The 16928-nt window shown below is 34.1% G+C and carries 16 protein-coding genes; 6 read left to right on the top strand and 10 right to left on the bottom strand.

What is annotated here, in order from left to right; all coding sequences use genetic code 11:
• Positions 1-388 precede the first annotated feature (388 nt).
• Together Q1V95_RS01535 and Q1V95_RS01540 are read left to right on the top strand one after the other, a co-directional pair.
• On the top strand, positions 389-1366 hold the full coding sequence (locus Q1V95_RS01535; protein ID WP_300669516.1) for an IS110 family transposase: 978 nt from the start codon (positions 389-391) through the stop codon (positions 1364-1366).
• A 222-nt stretch (positions 1367-1588) separates the two neighbouring features.
• Positions 1589-2248: a hypothetical protein gene (locus Q1V95_RS01540; protein WP_300669519.1), complete on the top strand. Its 660-nt coding sequence runs from the start codon at positions 1589-1591 to the stop codon at positions 2246-2248.
• A gap of 2 nt (positions 2249-2250) precedes the next feature.
• Here Q1V95_RS01540 and Q1V95_RS01545 read toward each other — a convergent pair whose 3' ends face one another.
• Together Q1V95_RS01545 and Q1V95_RS01550 are read right to left on the bottom strand one after the other, a co-directional pair.
• Positions 2251-2916: a DUF2461 domain-containing protein gene (locus Q1V95_RS01545; RefSeq protein ID WP_300669522.1), complete on the bottom strand. Its 666-nt coding sequence runs from the start codon at positions 2914-2916 to the stop codon at positions 2251-2253.
• A gap of 74 nt (positions 2917-2990) precedes the next feature.
• Positions 2991-4298, bottom strand: coding sequence for a DEAD/DEAH box helicase (locus Q1V95_RS01550; protein ID WP_300669525.1), 1308 nt, complete (start codon positions 4296-4298; stop codon positions 2991-2993).
• A gap of 168 nt (positions 4299-4466) precedes the next feature.
• Here Q1V95_RS01550 and Q1V95_RS01555 point away from each other — a divergent pair, with 168 nt between their 5' ends.
• The gene (locus tag Q1V95_RS01555; protein WP_300669528.1) at positions 4467-5906 is read left to right on the top strand and encodes an amino acid permease; all 1440 of its coding nucleotides are present in this window, start codon (positions 4467-4469) and stop codon (positions 5904-5906) included.
• A 152-nt stretch (positions 5907-6058) separates the two neighbouring features.
• Positions 6059-6556, top strand: a complete 498-nt coding sequence (locus tag Q1V95_RS01560) for an ecotin family protein (RefSeq protein WP_300669531.1) — start codon at positions 6059-6061, stop codon at positions 6554-6556.
• Positions 6557-6706: 150 nt separating this feature from the next.
• Here the strand turns inward: Q1V95_RS01560 and Q1V95_RS01565 are convergent, their stop codons facing one another.
• On the bottom strand, positions 6707-7126 hold the full coding sequence (locus Q1V95_RS01565) for a PaaI family thioesterase (RefSeq protein WP_300669532.1): 420 nt from the start codon (positions 7124-7126) through the stop codon (positions 6707-6709).
• 111 nt (positions 7127-7237) lie between these two features.
• Between Q1V95_RS01565 and Q1V95_RS01570 the strand changes: the two genes are divergently transcribed.
• Together Q1V95_RS01570 and Q1V95_RS01575 are read left to right on the top strand one after the other, a co-directional pair.
• Positions 7238-9349, top strand: a complete 2112-nt coding sequence (locus tag Q1V95_RS01570) for a type IA DNA topoisomerase (RefSeq protein WP_300669534.1) — start codon at positions 7238-7240, stop codon at positions 9347-9349.
• A 2-nt stretch (positions 9350-9351) separates the two neighbouring features.
• Positions 9352-9762 (top strand): hypothetical protein, encoded by a 411-nt coding sequence (locus Q1V95_RS01575; RefSeq protein WP_300669535.1) that lies wholly within the window; start codon positions 9352-9354, stop codon positions 9760-9762.
• Between the two features lie 286 nt (positions 9763-10048).
• On the opposite strand, the gene Q1V95_RS01580 is transcribed toward Q1V95_RS01575, so the two are convergent.
• The 7 genes from Q1V95_RS01580 to Q1V95_RS01610 all read right to left on the bottom strand — a co-directional run bounded on the left by Q1V95_RS01580 (position 10049) and on the right by Q1V95_RS01610 (position 16867).
• Complete coding sequence (locus tag Q1V95_RS01580; RefSeq protein ID WP_300669537.1) at positions 10049-11449, bottom strand: T9SS type A sorting domain-containing protein; 1401 nt, start codon at positions 11447-11449, stop codon at positions 10049-10051.
• Between the two features lie 272 nt (positions 11450-11721).
• Entirely contained in the window at positions 11722-13188 is a 1467-nt protein-coding gene (locus tag Q1V95_RS01585) for a class A beta-lactamase-related serine hydrolase (protein ID WP_300669539.1), read from the bottom strand.
• 86 nt (positions 13189-13274) lie between these two features.
• Entirely contained in the window at positions 13275-13856 is a 582-nt protein-coding gene (locus tag Q1V95_RS01590) for a helix-turn-helix domain-containing protein (RefSeq protein ID WP_300669542.1), read from the bottom strand.
• A gap of 15 nt (positions 13857-13871) precedes the next feature.
• Entirely contained in the window at positions 13872-14426 is a 555-nt protein-coding gene (cobC, locus tag Q1V95_RS01595) for an alpha-ribazole phosphatase (protein WP_300669544.1), read from the bottom strand.
• On the bottom strand, positions 14411-15196 hold the full coding sequence (locus Q1V95_RS01600; RefSeq protein WP_300669546.1) for an adenosylcobinamide-GDP ribazoletransferase: 786 nt from the start codon (positions 15194-15196) through the stop codon (positions 14411-14413). The genes cobC and Q1V95_RS01600 overlap by 16 nt, the downstream gene beginning before the upstream one ends.
• Positions 15197-15274: 78 nt before the next feature.
• A complete protein-coding gene (gene cobT / locus Q1V95_RS01605) occupies positions 15275-16279 on the bottom strand; it encodes a nicotinate-nucleotide--dimethylbenzimidazole phosphoribosyltransferase (protein WP_300669549.1) in 1005 nt (334 codons plus the stop codon).
• Positions 16280-16420: 141 nt separating this feature from the next.
• The gene (locus Q1V95_RS01610; RefSeq protein ID WP_300669552.1) at positions 16421-16867 is read right to left on the bottom strand and encodes an effector binding domain-containing protein; all 447 of its coding nucleotides are present in this window, start codon (positions 16865-16867) and stop codon (positions 16421-16423) included.
• Positions 16868-16928 lie beyond the last annotated feature (61 nt).

Here is a 16928-nt window from a genome sequence, read left to right on the forward strand (position 1 = left end):
GAACGAACTGTTAATAGCAAAAGAAGATGAATGAAAGAGAGCTCCGTAGGAGCGACCTGTTAATTTTGTTTTTAATAATAATCTGAGTACTGGATAAGAAAATTAACGTCAGTTTGAGTGGTTTTCGCAGAAATCGTATCGAGAACTTATCATTAAAACTTCTCGATACAAAATCGTTCCGATTCTTACTCCTTTAGATTTGTAACAAGAAATAGAGATAACTTTAGGATAAAGAGAAAAGTGTTTAAGTAAACTAATATTTACTCAGAGTTGTAGCTCATCCTTCGATTTAGACTTAAACACTTCTTATCAAAAACTCAGATAGAAACCCATTACAAAGGAGTTGAGCTCTTGATAAGTTTCTCTTTAAAATCTTAAAATCAAAGTTATGGAAAAAGTTTTTATTGGAGTAGATGTTAGCAAGTTAACGTTGGACTTATTTGTAAAATCAAACGAAATTGAACAACATTATCAGATTAAAAATGAAGTTAAAGCGATAAGAAAGTTTCTAAAATCGTTTGAAAATGAGAGCGGAACTGTTATTGCAATGGAAAATACAGGACGTTATAACTTTGCTTTATATGAAGTTTTAGCATCGACAAAATTGTCTGTTTATGTGATTAATGCACTACACTTGAAGAGAAGTGTTGGCTTGGTAAGAGGTAAAAATGACAGTATTGATAGCCAAAGGATTTGCACTTTTATTGAACGAAATTTTATGGATCTTGAGCTTTGGAACGCCAGCTCAATCGAAATCCAAAAGCTAAGCCTACTAAACGCAGAACGTCGACATCGTGTAAAAATACGTGCAGGACTTCGAAATCAACTTAAAGATGCAGAACAGTTAAAAAACATTGCAGATAAAGACGTTACAAAGCTAAACAAGCAATTGATTTTGACTTTGGATAAGCAGATTAAAAGTATTGAGGATAAAATTTTTGAACTAATAAATTCTAACGAAGAATTAAAATCTCAATACGATCGCATACAAAGTATTCCAGGTGTAGGAAAGGTTTTAGCAACATTGATGATTATAAAAACCAAAGGCTTTTCAGATATAAAATCTGCTCGCAAAATGGCTTGTTATGCAGGGGTTGCACCATTTGAATACAGTTCTGGGAGTTCAATTTATCGAAAACCAAGGGTTTCTACAATGGCGGATAAAGAACTTAAAAAAGTACTGCATTTGGCAGCACTCAGCTCAATAAGATTAAAAAATGATTTGGCAATATACTTTCAAAGAAAAGTTGCGGAAGGGAAAAACAAAATGTGTATACTCAACGCAATTAGAAATAAAATTATACACAGAATATATGCTTTAATAAAAAACGAATCTGCGTATAATTTTAATTTGCATATGTCATAGAAATCGAAGTGATGTCTCATATAAATAAGAGTACTTTTCCTCGACCTAAAGTTAATATTGTTAATTTAGAAAAATGATAGCTCCAGCGGAGCTTTCTGTTAATAGCAAAAAGAAGATTAATATAAAGAGAGCTCCGTAGGAGCGACCTGTTAATATCAATTTTATTTTGTTCGTTAAAATGTTAAAAAACTTATTTATCTTTAAAATCAATTATTGCGATAAATGCCAAAACGAAAATTTTCTCTTAACAAACTTTTAAAAGATCCCTTATTCTGGAGCGTTGTTCTGCTGAATTTTTTTGTTGTTGTAAAGTATGGAAGCAATGCCGACTTTTTGTACAACCTAGTTGTTATACAGATTATCCAAACTTTTTGTTTGATTGTCGCGCATTATTTTTTGCTTCGAAATACGCCAATTAAATATCTCAAAAAAAAATACAGACTCAACAAAGCCCGAAAAAAAACAGATTCCAACCGCAAAGAATTTGGTTCTTACATCGACAAAGACGAAAAGGGAAATTACATCTATGCTGCTATTTTCTTGATAATGGGATGTTTTGTTACAGGATTTTTAATTTGTATTTTCTATGGATTTAATATTTGGAAAAACGATGGCAAATTTGTTTTTCAATGGTCCGATTTGTTGTCATCATTCTGGGCGATTGCTAACGGAATTATGTATTATCAAAACAGCAAAAAACGCTTGACATATTCTAATGCAAGCGCTTCCGATCTTATCGCAATACCATTTTTCAAGTTTTATATTCCGCTGTTCGCAATGATGTTTGGTTACATTTTGGTTCTGAAAGTTGTTGGTGATATTATTAGTTTTATCCTTTCAAATCCAAAATATTGGGAAAACGTGGAAGAAAATGAAGTTTAAATTTAACTCAAAGCTTCATTTAAAAATTGATTAAAAGGATAAATTTCCTTAAAGATTTTCACAGCCTTTTCCACAAATTTTTTGTCTAAAACGTCTTCGTCTGTTAGTTGATGAAAAACCGTGAACTGCTTGTATTTTAGATAATCTGCCATTGGATCTTCTTTATCAAATCCTTGTGGAACCTTTACCAATCGATCACCACGAAGTTCCAAGTTCTTCTTAAAATTTTTGTTATTGATGAGGTTTAAAAATTCCTCGGATTCAGAACTTATTTTTTGTCGAATTAATTTAAGATTCGCTGTTTCGGTCATGTATACGCCGCCAGCCAAAAAAGATTGTCCAGGTTGCAGATGGATGTAATAACCAGCATGACTTAAAGTCTTAGTTCCTTTTTCGGCTAAAGAAGCACCCATGTTGGTTTTGTAAGGCGTTTTATCTTTTGAAAATCGCGTGTCTTTATAGATTCTGAAAACACAACTTTTGGCTTCCAATTTTTGAACGCTGTCATCAAAGGCAGAAATTCCTTGGATAATCTCATCCACCACCGAAATAAAATTCTGTTGCGCATCAACATACAGATTTTTGTTTTCATTAAACCAGTCACGGTTGTTGTTGATTTCAAGCTTTGAAAGAAAATTTAAAGTTGAGGTTTTAATTTGGTTTTCCATCTTTGATTTTTTTTATAAAATTAAAATTTTTAAACAAAAAATCCTCCATTTTCACAGAGGATTTGCATTTAAAATTACATTGCAATTTCGATTTTCACTTTTTTGCCTTTCAGCTTTTTATCTTTGAGATTAGCGAGTAGCGTTCTCACTTTTGTAGCATTAACCGCAACATAAGCCGTGGTATCTTTCACTTCGATTAAGCCAACATCGTCTTTTTCCAGACCTCCAGTTTTGATGAGGTAACCAACAATATCAACTTTGTTAACTTTATCCTTTTTACCAGCACTGATGTATAAAGTTTTAAAGTCAGCAGTTTTCGGAAGTTTATAATTGGTGCTAAGACTTTCTTCTTTGATATCGTTTTTAAGGAAAGGATATTGCTCATCTTTTGTCATAATAAGATAGGCAATTCCCGAAGCTTTCATACGTGCTGTACGTCCGTTTCTGTGAATAAAAGCATCTTCTTTTGGCGGCAATTGGTAATGAATAATCGCTTCAACTTCTGGAATATCGAGACCTCGCGCAGCCAAATCTGTGGTAATCAAAATTCGGATACTTCCATTTCTAAACTTTAACAAAGCACGTTCGCGTTCATCCTGTTCCATTCCGCCGTGGAAAGATTCGTGTGTAACATTATTTTGTTCTAAAAGCTCACTAATTCTGTTAACGGCTTCTCGATGATTGCAAAATATCAAAGTATTTTTAGCACCGATTTTTCCAATTAAAGCAATTAAAGTTTCCAGTTTTTCTTCGGGAAGACTCATTACTTTTTTAAGCGTTAAATTCGGTTTAACCTGTTTTTCGCGAAGAAAATCAACGTATTTTTCATCTTTTAAACCCGTGAATTCTGGAATCTCACGCATTTCTGTAGCAGAAGTTAGAATGCGATGTTTCAGATGTTTCATTTGTCCGATGATGAAAGACATATCTTCTGTAAAACCGAATTCTAAAGATTTATCAAATTCGTCCAACACCAAAGTTTCAACACTTTTTGGGTTAAAGTTTTGATTTCTAATATGATACGCAATTCTTCCAGGTGTCCCAACCAAAACTACTGGTGGTTCTTTAAAGTTATTTTCTTCAATCTTTACAGAGTGTCCGCCATAACAAGAATTAACTTTGAAACCTGTTCCCATACTTTTGAAAACTTGCTCAATTTGGATGGCTAATTCTCGAGATGGTGCCATAATTAAAGCTTGAACACCTTTTTTGTCCTTTTTTAAATTTCTTAAAACGGGGAACAAAAAGGCTAAGGTTTTCCCAGAACCTGTTGGCGAAAGTAAAACCAAATCTTGAAAGTTATCGCTGGTTTTGTATGCAGAATTTTGCATCGTATTGAGCGATGGGATTTGGAGTTTTGATAAAATAGAATCGATTTGCATAGTGCAAAGTTAGTCTAAAGCTTTATCAATTGAAATTATTTTTTTGAAGTTTCAAAAATTGTTAACGAAACACGAATATGTTTAAAAATATAAAAGGAATCAAAATATTTCAATTGCTGAATACAATTAAATTGCTATTTTAGGGACTTTATTTCAAAACAAAAGAATTTGGAAACAAAACAACAATCGGGAGAATCTAAAACAGAGTTAAAAAGAGGTCTCAAAAATCGCCATATTCAGCTGATTGCCTTAGGTGGGGCAATCGGAACAGGATTGTTTTTAGGTATCGGTCCTGCCGCAGTTTTGGCAGGCCCGTCAGTAATTTTGGGCTATGCTGTTGCAGGTCTTATTGCTTTTTTTATTATGCGTCAACTTGGCGAAATGGTAGTTCAGGAGCCTGTTTCGGGAAGTTTTAGTCATTTTGCTTACAAATATTGGGGCTCTTTTGCTGGTTTTGCTTCTGGCTGGAATTACTGGTTGTTGTATATTCTCGTTAGTATGGCAGAGTTGACGGCAATTGGTGTCTATGTGCAGTTTTGGTGGCCAGAGATTCCGTTGTGGGTATCCAGTTTGTTCTTCTTTTTTGTTATTAACGCATTGAATCTAGCTTCGGTAAAAGTCTATGGTGAAGCCGAATTTTGGTTTTCTATCGTGAAAGTTGTCGCAATTATCGCGATGATTATTTTTGGAACTTATCTTTTAATCAGTGGAACAGGAGGCGAGCAAGCAACAGTTTCTAACCTTTGGAATAATGGTGGTTTCTTCCCAAAAGGTTGGATTGGTACCGATGCTAAAGGCGGATTTGTAGGGCTTTTGGCGGCAATGGCTTTGATTATGTTTTCGTTCGGAGGGTTGGAGTTGGTTGGTATTACAGCAGCTGAGGCAGAAAATCCTGAGAAAAATATTCCAAAAGCTACGAATCAGGTAATTTATAGAATTTTAATTTTCTATGTTGGCGCCCTGATTATCTTGTTTTCACTGTCTCCTTGGGAAAAAATTACAGCTGGAAGTAGCCCATTTGTTATGGTTTTTGAAAGATTAAACGGTTTTCAATTTGACTTATTTGGAACGACAATTCATTTTACAAAATTGATTGCTAATATTCTCAATATCATTGTTTTAACTGCGGCATTATCCGTTTATAATAGTAGTGTATACAGTAATAGTAGGATGTTGTTTGGGTTGGCAGACCAAGGGAATGCACCTAAATTTTTATCGAAATTAAATAAAAATCATGTTCCTGTTAATGCAATTTTGGTGTCAGCAGGCTTTGCAGCGATTTGTATTGTTATTAATAAAATTATTCCTGAGAAAGCTTTAGAAGTCTTGATGTCGTTGGTGGTTTCTTGCCTTGTAATCAATTGGATTATGATTAGTTACACACATCTCAAATTTAAGCAAGCTTATAAAAATACCAAAACTTTGTTCCCATCTTTTGCTTATCCGTTGACCAATTATATTTGCCTTATTTTCCTTTTGGGAATTTTGGTGATTATGTGGTTTACAGGACTAAAAATTTCGGTGGAACTGATTCCAATTTGGGTGGCATTCTTGTATTTGTGTTATCTAGGAGTAAAGAAAAATAAGGATAAAAATCTTTCAAAATAATTAAAACTAAAAGTCTCATTTTTGAGGCTTTTTTTATTGAAATTACTTCTACGATTAGCTTTTTTTGAAAAGGTTAAATTGATTCTTGTCAGCTTTCTGATGTACGTTTTGGTATGCATATTGCGAATTGGATGTTAGCAAAAAATAAAAAAATGAAAAGTACATTAACTGGCGGAATGCTTTTAGGATTGAGTTTATTATCAAGTTTAAGCTTTGCACAAATAACGCAAAAGGTAGATATCACACCTTTTCCAAAAGCGGAAAAAGCAATGAAACAGGTGGTAATTGAGGTGCCACATTCTGATAGTGATGCCAATAAGAAAATTGAAATTTTCGTAGGGAAAAATATGCAAACCGATGGTTGTAACAAAACGTGGTTATCTGGCGAGTTTTCAAAATCAGAATTAAAAGGTTGGGGATATGATTATTTGACTTTCAAAACCAATGGAGCAACACCATCTACACTGATGGCTTGTCCAAATGCGACACCTAAAAATGAGTTCGTAAAATCACAAGGATATTTCACAGATTATAATGGTAGAATGCCAATTGTGCTTTATATTCCAGATGGTTACGAAGCGAAATTTAGAATTTATAAAGCTGAAAATGACCTTTATAAGGCTCAAGAAATTATGTCGAAATCTAAATAAAGTATGTTCGGGAAAAAAAAATTAACGTCAGTTTGAGTGATTTTCGAAGAAAATTGTATCGAAAACAAGTTGATTTTTTTATCATTATTGACTACAAATGATTTCCCCGAAAATAATCTAAGTAAAAAAAGCACTCAATTGAGTGCTTTTTTATTTGATTCTCATCATGGTTACAAGCGAAGTTGCAACATGAGATTCCTTTTGGTTTTCGGTGATGCAATAGATTTCGGTGCGGACAACGCTGATGCTTTTTCCGCCTTTTATAACATAAGATTTGCTGAGAAGTGCATCGCCAATTGCAGGACGCAAGTAATTAACTTTTAATTCAACCGTTACAACATAACAATCCTCGTCATAATGCGTGACTGCAGCATAACCTGAGGAAACATCGACCAAAGAAGCCATCATCGCACCATTAAACATTCCGGCTTTGCGCGTCATGATGTCTTGTTTTGGAATTTTGATGGAGATATAATCGGTGTCCAATTCTTCCAAAGTTGCTTTATAAAACTTTAAAGTTTCGGAGTTGTTAAAACTTTTCTCAACCAATTGTCGTTTTTCAGGCGTCATAATTTTAATTTAAGTTTTCCTAATTTCTGAAAAAAAAATCAAAAGCTCAGCAATTGTCTTTTAATGAAAAATTGTCGACCTTTGTTTGTTCAAATTTAGAACTGAAAATCTATGAAGTTGTGCATTGCCGAAAAACCAAGTGTTGCCCGCGATATTGCCAAAGTTTTGGGCGCAGATATGCCAAAACAAGGCTATTACGAAGGTAACGGTTATTGTGTAACTTGGACTTTTGGTCATCTGTGTACACTAAAAGAACCACACGATTACAGTCCTCATTTCAAATCTTGGGATTTGGTGTTCTTACCGATTATTCCACAGAATTTTGGCATTAAATTAATCCCAAATAACGGTGTCGAAAAGCAGTTCAAAACCATAGAGAAACTAGTTGAAGATTGTGATGAAGTCATTAACTGTGGGGATGCTGGGCAAGAAGGAGAGTTGATACAACGCTGGGTTTTACAAAAGGCAAAGTGTAAAAAACCGATGAAACGTCTTTGGATTTCGTCTTTGACGGAAGATGCCATCAAAGAAGGTTTTGAAACTTTGAAACCCGCCGAAGATTATCAAAATCTTTATCTTGCGGGAAATGCTCGCGCGATTGGTGATTGGCTTTTAGGAATTAATGCCACACGACTGTTTACCAAAAAATATGGTGGTAACAAAGCGGTTCTATCCATTGGACGTGTCCAGACGCCGACTTTGGCAATGTTGGTACAACGTCAAAAAGAGATTGATGCTTTCCAAACAGAAGAATATTGGGAACTGAAAACCAAATATCGAGACGTTGTTTTTAATGCAGCAATTGACCGTCTAAAATCTTTGGACAAAGCTGAAAAAGGTTTAGAATATCTTAAACAACATCTGTTCGAAATTTTATCTTTTGAAATAAAAGAAGGTCGCGAAAAAAATCCTAGATTGTTTGACTTGACCGCTTTGCAGGTTGAAGCCAACAAAAAATATGGTTTTTCTGCAGAGAATACGCTTAAATATATCCAAAGTCTTTACGAGAAAAAACATACGACCTATCCAAGAGTTGATACGACTTACCTTTCGGATAGTTTGTATCCCAAAATTGCAGGAATTCTTGCGTCGATGAAGTTTTATACAGAATGGACAAGTGTTTTGCTAAGTCAGCCAATTCCTAAGTCTAAAGCGGTTTTCGACGATTCTAAAGTAACGGATCACCACGCGATTATTCCGACCGAAATTCCGCCAACATCCAATCTTAGCAAAGAAGAAAAACTGATTTATGATTTGGTAGCGAAGCGTTTTATCGCTGTGTTTTATCCTGAATGTAAAATTTCGAACACTTTGGTGGAAGCACAGGTTGGTACAATTCCTTTCAAAGCATCTGGGCGACAAATTCTAGAAATGGGATGGCGCGAAGTCTATGCAAAAGACAAAAAAGACGATTCTGAAAAGAAGGATAAAGACGAAGAGCAATCGATTCCCGAATTTGTTATTGGTGAAAAAGGAGAGCACGAACCGCTAATCCATCAAGGAAAAACGAGTCCACCAAAACCTTATACAGAGGCAACTTTGCTACGCGCTATGGAAACGGCTGGTAAACAAGTAGAAGATGAGGAACTTCGTGAAATGCTCAAAAATAATGGTATTGGACGACCATCAACGCGAGCCAATATTATCGAAACTTTATTTAAAAGAAAATATATCGACCGCAAAAAGAAGAATATTTTTGCAACAACTGTCGGCATCGAATTGATTGATACAATACAAGATGAACTTCTCAAAAGTCCAGAATTAACTGGGGAGTGGGAATTCAAACTTCGTAAAATTGAAAAAGGAGAGTACGAAGCCAACCAGTTCAAAGATGAGTTGATACAAATGGTGACCGAGTTGACGCACAAGGTTGTTCACGAAAAAGCAAAAGTTATCGCGCATCGTGAGGAAGAAGTCGTGGTAAAGGAAAAAAAGGAACGAGCACCTAGAAAAGTGACGAGCATTGTTTGGGAAGAAGAGGATTGTCCAAAATGTAAACAAAGCAAACTCATAAAGGGCAAAACAGCAATTGGCTGCACAGATTTTAAAGCTTGTGGTTTCAAGGTTACATTTGAAGTCTTTGGAAAGAAGTTGACTGAAAAACAAATTTTTGATTTAATTAAAAAAGGAAAAACTTCGAAACTAAAAGGTTTTACCACACATCCTAATAACATAGATGAAGGGATTCTAAGCTTTGACGAAAATTTTAGTTTAACTTTATAAACATGAAAAAGAATTTTCTCATTTTTAGTATTATCAGTTATGTCATTAGTTTGGTGACGCCTGTATTTTCCTACATTCCACCTGATTTTACGAGATCCGAAACTTTTGGTTATCAGTATGCGGGTTTGGGTTGGATGATGATTGCAGCGCCATTAGATTTTATAACATGGTTGTGCAATCTTTCGTTGATCGTTTCTTGGATAATATACAAAAAGGATCTTGCAAAATATTTAGCCTATTTTACGGTAATTCCAATGTTATTTTATGGATTAGATTATGTTCTAAAACCAGATTTATATGCCATGACCGAATACAGGAAGATTCCAATTGGTTATGTATTTTGGTTGCTTTCGGGATTATTAAATGCTTATTTTTTCTATGTTAAAAACAAAGAATCAGCCTCTGGCATTTAAAAAAAGAAAGTTTACTGAAACAAGTTCAATAAACTTTCTAAAATGTTCAAAAAATAATTAACTAACTATTAGAGCCTGTTTAAAAATTTTACCGAAACATATTTTTAAACTATTCAGCACATCTTTGCTAAATTTTAATGCTCTTTTAAGCCAATTTTTTGCTTCCTATTTTTGATTTAGCCCGCTAAATCTTCAAATATGAAATAAAAAATTCATCTCAAAATAGCTATGAAAATTTTATCAATAAAATTTACACAGGCTCTTTTTTTGATTGGAAATGAAGAGATTATTGTTTAATGATTTTAAAGTTTTTAGAACTTCCATCTTCGAATTTCGCTTCCATAATATACAATCCAACAGGTAAAGTTGCTAAGCTAATTCTGTTTTCATTGGCTTTCACATTAGTGCCAAGTACTTTTTTGCCATCTAGAGCAAAGAAAGAAATGCTTTCGATTTTCTTATCAGATTTTATATCTATGAAGTTTTTAGTAGGATTTGGATAATATTGGAAGTTAAAACGATTGTTTTCGTTTACTGCCAAAGCATCTTTACAATCACCATAAACATCGAATCCAGTTTCGTAGCTATCTGTATCTGCTGTAGAATATTGTGTCCAACTAGCATTCGGATCATCTACTCGAATCATAACAGGCTTCGAGTTGCTACCTGCGTCATAAGGATATGAAATCCATCTTACATTAACTTCATAATCATTATCCATAGTTCCGACTCCTTTTAGTCCAATCCAATATCTTGTACCATTACTTCCACCATTCAAACTAACTGCTTGTGGAAGAATTAGTTTGGCTAGATAAGCATAAGTTTTTACATCAGGATACAATGCAGATTTTGTTAAACTAGCTGGTTTTATTTTGCTAAAACTAGCAATAACTTGGTCTGGTGCATTGTTTTTGTCAGAATATATTGTAACATCAAAATCCTGTGGAAGCTCCTCACTGCTTGTTACGATAACTTCTGGGTCAATTCTTGTTAAATTGAATGACTTATTTTTTTCGATGAATATATCGTTTGCAGATTCGTAGTTTCCTCTTTTAATTTCTGGAGCTTCCAGCGCGAAGTTTGGCACGAATCCAGAATATGAATGTTGTGTACAGTCATAGTTAAGCACATCAGCATCACAAAGAAGCTCAAATGCTAGATCGCTTGGTACGTCATGTTTTTTCCATTTGCCATCTTCAAAAAAGGCAGCTATTCCTCTTGTTGCAGCATCATTTAAAGCCCAGCCTTTTCTCTTTGCAGAAATCCAGTATTTTTTGCCTCCTGGCAATTCTAAAGGATCGTCAAACATAACTGTTATTTGTGTTAGGTAGATATCTTTTCCAAGCATACCAATGTAAACAGCTCTTTTTACTGTACCAGAGAATTGTTTGATAACCTGTCCAGGAAGACCATTGTTATCTGCATATAGTGTATAATCCAAAGCACCATCAAGATCATCTAAGAAAATAAATGTCGTCTTCATTCCATAATACTTAAATGATTGACCAGTTGGAACTTGGATATCAAATGCTGCCTCATCGGTTGAAGCACCACTCCAATGGTCGAAAGGTGTTTTTTGCTCACATTCTCCAACAGCAGATTTTTTTGACTGTGCTTTGAAGGAAGAATTAATTAAGCATAACAAGCTCATGCATAGCAATACTTTAAAAAAGTTTAATTTTTTCATTTTCTTTTTTTTGATAAAGGTAGCAAGGATTGTTAAGGAGATGTTATGTATTTGTTACATGTCAACACATTGTATATGCCAATTGTATATGTTATCACTAAATAACTGATTACAGGTGCTTCTATTAAGGCTTTTGGTTTTTTGTTTATACTATTAAACCAAAGTTTAATATTGATTTTTAAAACTACATTCTGTTTACAAAGCGATTATTTTGAAATAATTTTAGGCTAGTTGTTACAAATTTGAAACAATTTTCGATTAACATTTTGCAATTATTTTAGCTCAATATCAATTATTTCTTCCCCAGTTTTCTTCCAAAAATGTTTAAGAATTGGTTCATAAATTTTATAGCCATCATCTTTGTTGGTAAAAATAAGTAAACCTGATTTTGATGCTGGAAGCAAAAAGAAAATAGTCTGCGCACCTATGTCAGAACCACCATGAGAAATAGCAATTTCATTATTTTTAAGTTTATAGATTTCGAATCCCAAGCCAAAAGCTTTATGGCCTTTGGTTTTGACTTGTTCGGTGGTCATTTGTTTAAAACTTGAAGCATTAAGAATTTGCTGATTCAGGATTGCTGTTAAGAAACTAGAGTAGTCGTCAATTGTGGTTAGCAAATCATCTGCAGCATTGATGTTGTTATTTTTTTCGATACCGTAATCCTCTCCAGAATTACTAAAACCACTCAACATCAAAGACTTGTCTTTTACTTTATTAAATGTGAAATGCGTGTCATTCATTTTTAAATTTCGGAAAACATAAGTTTCGGCTAGTTCTTCCAAAGATTTATTGAATTTTAATTCAATGGCTTTTCTCAAATATTCGAAACCTTCTCCAGAATATTGATATTTTGTATTTGGCTCGAATTTGAAATCCAATTTTTTATCATCGTTTTCCCATCTCCAATTCGGAAATCCTGTCTGGTGGCTCAATACACTTCGCGTTGTTACTTTATTAAGAAAAGGATGATTTTTGATATCGGGATCAATCCAATATTTAGAAAGTGGTTCATCGAGATTCCAAAGTCCGAGTTCGACAAGTTTTAAAACTGTAACTGCAGTAATCGGCTTGGCTAAAGAAGCAACATTAAAAATGCTATTTTGTGGCGCTTTGGTACCTGTACTTATTTCACCAAAAACTTTAGAAAAACTAATTTTTCCGTTTTCAATTAAAGCAAAACCTAAAGTAGGAATCTTGTTTTCCAACCTCAGATTTTCTATAAATGTTGAATCTAGTTGTGTTTGATTTTTTTCTTGATGATTATAACTTAAGACTTCGCTTAGCTTCCAAGTATTTTTATTTTTCAACCAAACAGAAGTGAATTTTGCAGTTCCTGTTATGCTGTCAGATTTATTTTCCTTTCGCAGGAAAAAATCATGTTCTCCAGATTGTATGGCACCGTACAATTGTCCATTGTTGTAAAGTGGAAAAACTTCCAAACTTTCTGGTTGGACCTTGCGAATTACTTTCTCATTTGGTTTCGAACAAATGTATTTTTTAGTTCTTGCAATAAATTCTTTTTTATCTTGAAAACCACCAGTATCATGAAAGAACTTTAAATTATCATCTGTTGCATTTTCTAAATATTGAATGTCGCATTGGTTAAATCCACGTTCGAAAAACAAACTGTCTTGTTTCTTTAATTCTAAAAAAAGCGCATCTGTTTTAGAAATTTGTGCTTTGTAAAAACCGCCAAAAAGTAGAAAAATAGAAATTGTTTTTAATAGACTTCGCATTGTATTTTTTTTGCAAATATTCTTTTAAACATGAATTTAATGCAAAAAAAGAAGCCGACAATAACCCGCCAAATTCCTGACAAGTTTTATAACAGGTTGAAATTCAGTTTGAAATATAGTTTTTGTTTTCTGTCGATTTCCATCGCATTTCTGAGAATGATGAAAATATTTGACAGGGCTAAAACGATCATTGTGACGACTGCCGAAGATTTCCCAAGCTTCATAAAGATGATAATCATAAAAATAATGGGAGCTAAAATCGACCACAAGATTTGCAACGAAATAATTTGCTTGACGATGTTTGATTTTTGTTTGTAAACCAACATCAAAATTAATGGTGGCAAAAAACAAACAATTGGCAGAAACGATACTGGAAGTGTGGAAAGATTAATGATTTTAATTAAACCAAAATTCGTTTCTATTTTTTCTTCTAAAGTCGTTGTCGTAATTTGAGAATCGTTGCTGGATGTTTCAAGAATCTCAGGTGTGTTTTCTAAAAAATCTCGTTCGGAAACGTCTAAAGATTTCACAAGTGCTTTCAAAGTAAAGCCTTTTGGCGACGTTCCTGATTCGATGCGTTGGATAGTTCGCACCGAAATCCCAGACAATTCCGATAATTCTTCCTGAGTTAGGTTTTTCTGCTCACGTATTTTTTTGAGTTTCGACATTTTGTTTAACAAAGATTAAACAAACCATTGATCCAATTGCGAGTCGTCTTTCAAATCAAATTTGTAGACTTTCCCAAATCCAACTTGGATTTTAAAAATGTTCTCCAACGGAATTTGCAACATATACGCAATCATACAACGGATAACGCCTGCATGCGCGACAATTACAATATCTTGATCATCGTACATTCTTAGTTTGTCAAAAAATTGGCTTGTACGCTCGAAAAGTTCTAGTAGGTTTTCTCCTTTTGGCGGATGTTCTGTAACAAAATTTTCGCCCCAAACTTTAAGCTCATCTTCAGGAATGTCTTGCCATAATACGCCTTCCCAACTTCCAAAATTAAGCTCCAGAAGTGCTTTATCTTTCTTGAATTTTGGATCTAAAAATTTTGCTAATTCTGTACAACGATGGCTAGGACTACTGTAGACGATATCATAAGATTTTGGGAGAAGTCGTTTTAACTTCACAAATTCTTTTTCTGCATTCTTCTTCAATGGCACATCTTTTTGCCCATAACAAGTCCCTTTGGGAACATCCACTTCTGTGTGACGAATTAAATATATCGACATACCGCAACAATCGTTAATAAAATAAATACCTCTGCAAATTGCTCAACTGCACCTAGACAATCGCCTGTAAAACCGTCTATCCACTTATTAAAGTAATATTTGGCATAGATTACCAAAAGGAATAATACAGGAATTATTGCCAAAAAATATAAGGAGAAAGTTACTAAAAATAATAATGTTAAACAACCAAAAAAATAGGCTCCGAAAACTTCTTTCCAAGTATGCGAAACCGCCAAAGGTTTACTCTTACTGCTTGCATCTTCGCGAGAATACGGAATGAGAAAACTTAATGTAATGCCTGCTGTTCTCGCTAAAGAATGATAACAAATAAAGCCAATATAGATAAACATCCAATTGTTACCACCAAACTCAACAAACTTAAGAAGTGCAAAAAACTTAAGCGCAAACATTAACAAAAGTGCGACTGTTCCGTAAGTTCCGAGGCGGCTATCTTTCATAATATCAAGGATTTTGGTCTTCGTCCAACCACCACCAAATCCGTCAAAAACATCTGCAAATCCATCTTCATGAAAAGCGCCCGTTGTCAAAATTCCAGCAACAAAGGAAAAAATAACAGCAATTTCGGTAGGGAAAAATAAACTAGAAATCCAAAAAGCGAAAAATGAAATGCTTCCCACCAAAATCCCAACCAGCGAAAAATAGCGTGTGCATTGGTTGAGTAATTTTTCATCATAGTTTTTGAAACTCGGAATCGGAATTCTTGTGAAAAACATTAATGATGTCAAAAAAATGTGGAATTCTCTTTTCATTTGCTAAAATTAGGCTTTACGAAATAGGATTTGTAAAATTAGTGATAAAAGATGCTGACTTATTCTTAAATCCAAAATTTACTTATTACTTACGCCAGCGCTTTCAAAACTTGCCATGTCATTTAAAAAATTAACCGCAGCCTGAATCAAAGGATAGGCGAGTGCACAGCCTGTGCCTTCACCCAAACGCAAATCTAAATCTAGCAAAGCTTTTTCTCCAAAGTACTCTAGCAATAATCGATGTCCAACTTCCTGACTTTGATGACAGAAAATTGCATTGTTTTTGATTTCTGGATTGATTTTGGAAGCGACTAAAAAAGCAGCACTTGCAATAAAACCATCTACCATCAACAGCATATTTTTTTCAAAAGCAGCTAACATTGCTGCCGTAATTTGTGCAACTTCATAACCGCCAAAAGTCTGCAAAGCTATTTTTGGATCAGTTATATTTTTGTGGAAATTTTTTGCTTTGGTTAGAATTTCTAACTTTTTCGAAACGCCTTCATTGTTCAATCCTGTTCCGCGACCAACACATTCTTCCAACGAAATGTCTGTCAACGCATTAACAAGCATCGAAGCCGAAGAGGTATTACCAATTCCCATTTCGCCAAAACCAATAATATTTGTCCCTTGTTTTGCAATGTTGTCAATTAAGATTTTTGAATATTCAAAACATTGTTCTAAATCTTCCTCCGACATTGCTTTTTCAGTTGAAAAACTTTTGGTTCCTTTTGCTATTTTATGGTGAAATAAATTTTGGTTGACATCAAAATCACCATTAACGCCAGCATCAACAATGGATAAATTGATATTATTTTGTTTACAGAAAACATTAATTGCGGCGCCATTGTTTAGGAAATTTAAAACCATTTGATAAGTCACTTCTGGCGGATATGCGCTGACACCTTCTTGCGCAATACCGTGATCACCTGCGAAGACAATTAAATGTGGATTTTTAAGCTCAGGTGTTAAAGTCTTTTGTGCTAAACCAATTTTTAAAGCTAGGCTTTCAAGCTGCCCCAAAGCACCCAAAGGTTTGGTTTTAAAATCTATTTTATGTTGAAGATCTTCTTTTAAAGACATTTTTTCGAAATGAATTTTTAATTTCTAATTATGAATTAATTTTGCCAATAGCCAATAGCCAATAGCCAATAGCCAATAGCCAATAGCCAATAGCCAATAGCCAATAGCCAACAGCTAAAAGCTAAAAACTAAAAACTAAAGCTATTTAATTCCAATAAAAATTTCGATTTCGGCATTGTTAGGATCTTGTGCTTTTTCGCCATAGACTTCATAATCATGAAGATAGGTTCTATTTAGTTCTTTATCTTTTGCCCAAATCTCTCCCCAAGTTTCGCCGACTGCTTTATGGATTTCACCCTTAGCTACAAATTTTTCAGATTTTTGAACATCAAAGGCTCTTCCTATTAATTCAGCAGGAATATGATCGAGCTTGTCAACTTCGCAGCCGATTATTGTGGTGTATTTCCCTTTGTAGTCGCTTTCGTAATCGGTGTAGACAGCGTAAATATTGTCAGAAATTTTATTCGGAATTTTAGAAGCAATGTGTTCACTAAAAAATTGTCCCCATAATTTTCCTAAATCTTCAATAGCGACGCCATTTTCGTTAGAAGTTCGGGTTTCAATACCGATAATTTTCAAAGCTTTCATAACAATATAATTTGTACAAATTTAAGCTTTATCAATCGCGTTTTCCAAGCTTTTCATTGTA

This window comes from Soonwooa sp. (assembly GCF_030151385.1).
GTDB lineage: Bacteria > Bacteroidota > Bacteroidia > Flavobacteriales > Weeksellaceae > Soonwooa.

What these genes read in the sequence shown, in the direction of transcription:
- Q1V95_RS01535 (WP_300669516.1), top strand. Translation starts at nt 389, where the DNA reads ATGGAAAAAGTTTTTATTGGAGTAGATGTTAGCAAGTTAACGTTGGAC.
- Q1V95_RS01540 (WP_300669519.1), top strand. Translation starts at nt 1,589, where the DNA reads ATGCCAAAACGAAAATTTTCTCTTAACAAACTTTTAAAAGATCCCTTA.
- Q1V95_RS01545 (WP_300669522.1), bottom strand. Translation starts at nt 2,916, where the DNA reads ATGGAAAACCAAATTAAAACCTCAACTTTAAATTTTCTTTCAAAGCTT.
- Q1V95_RS01550 (WP_300669525.1), bottom strand. Translation starts at nt 4,298, where the DNA reads ATGCAAATCGATTCTATTTTATCAAAACTCCAAATCCCATCGCTCAAT.
- Q1V95_RS01560 (WP_300669531.1), top strand. Translation starts at nt 6,059, where the DNA reads ATGAAAAGTACATTAACTGGCGGAATGCTTTTAGGATTGAGTTTATTA.
- Q1V95_RS01565 (WP_300669532.1), bottom strand. Translation starts at nt 7,126, where the DNA reads ATGACGCCTGAAAAACGACAATTGGTTGAGAAAAGTTTTAACAACTCC.
- Q1V95_RS01570 (WP_300669534.1), top strand. Translation starts at nt 7,238, where the DNA reads ATGAAGTTGTGCATTGCCGAAAAACCAAGTGTTGCCCGCGATATTGCC.
- Q1V95_RS01575 (WP_300669535.1), top strand. Translation starts at nt 9,352, where the DNA reads ATGAAAAAGAATTTTCTCATTTTTAGTATTATCAGTTATGTCATTAGT.
- Q1V95_RS01580 (WP_300669537.1), bottom strand. Translation starts at nt 11,449, where the DNA reads ATGAAAAAATTAAACTTTTTTAAAGTATTGCTATGCATGAGCTTGTTA.
- Q1V95_RS01585 (WP_300669539.1), bottom strand. Translation starts at nt 13,188, where the DNA reads ATGCGAAGTCTATTAAAAACAATTTCTATTTTTCTACTTTTTGGCGGT.
- Q1V95_RS01590 (WP_300669542.1), bottom strand. Translation starts at nt 13,856, where the DNA reads ATGTCGAAACTCAAAAAAATACGTGAGCAGAAAAACCTAACTCAGGAA.
- cobC (WP_300669544.1), bottom strand. Translation starts at nt 14,426, where the DNA reads ATGTCGATATATTTAATTCGTCACACAGAAGTGGATGTTCCCAAAGGG.
- Q1V95_RS01600 (WP_300669546.1), bottom strand. Translation starts at nt 15,196, where the DNA reads ATGAAAAGAGAATTCCACATTTTTTTGACATCATTAATGTTTTTCACA.
- cobT (WP_300669549.1), bottom strand. Translation starts at nt 16,279, where the DNA reads ATGTCTTTAAAAGAAGATCTTCAACATAAAATAGATTTTAAAACCAAA.
- Q1V95_RS01610 (WP_300669552.1), bottom strand. Translation starts at nt 16,867, where the DNA reads ATGAAAGCTTTGAAAATTATCGGTATTGAAACCCGAACTTCTAACGAA.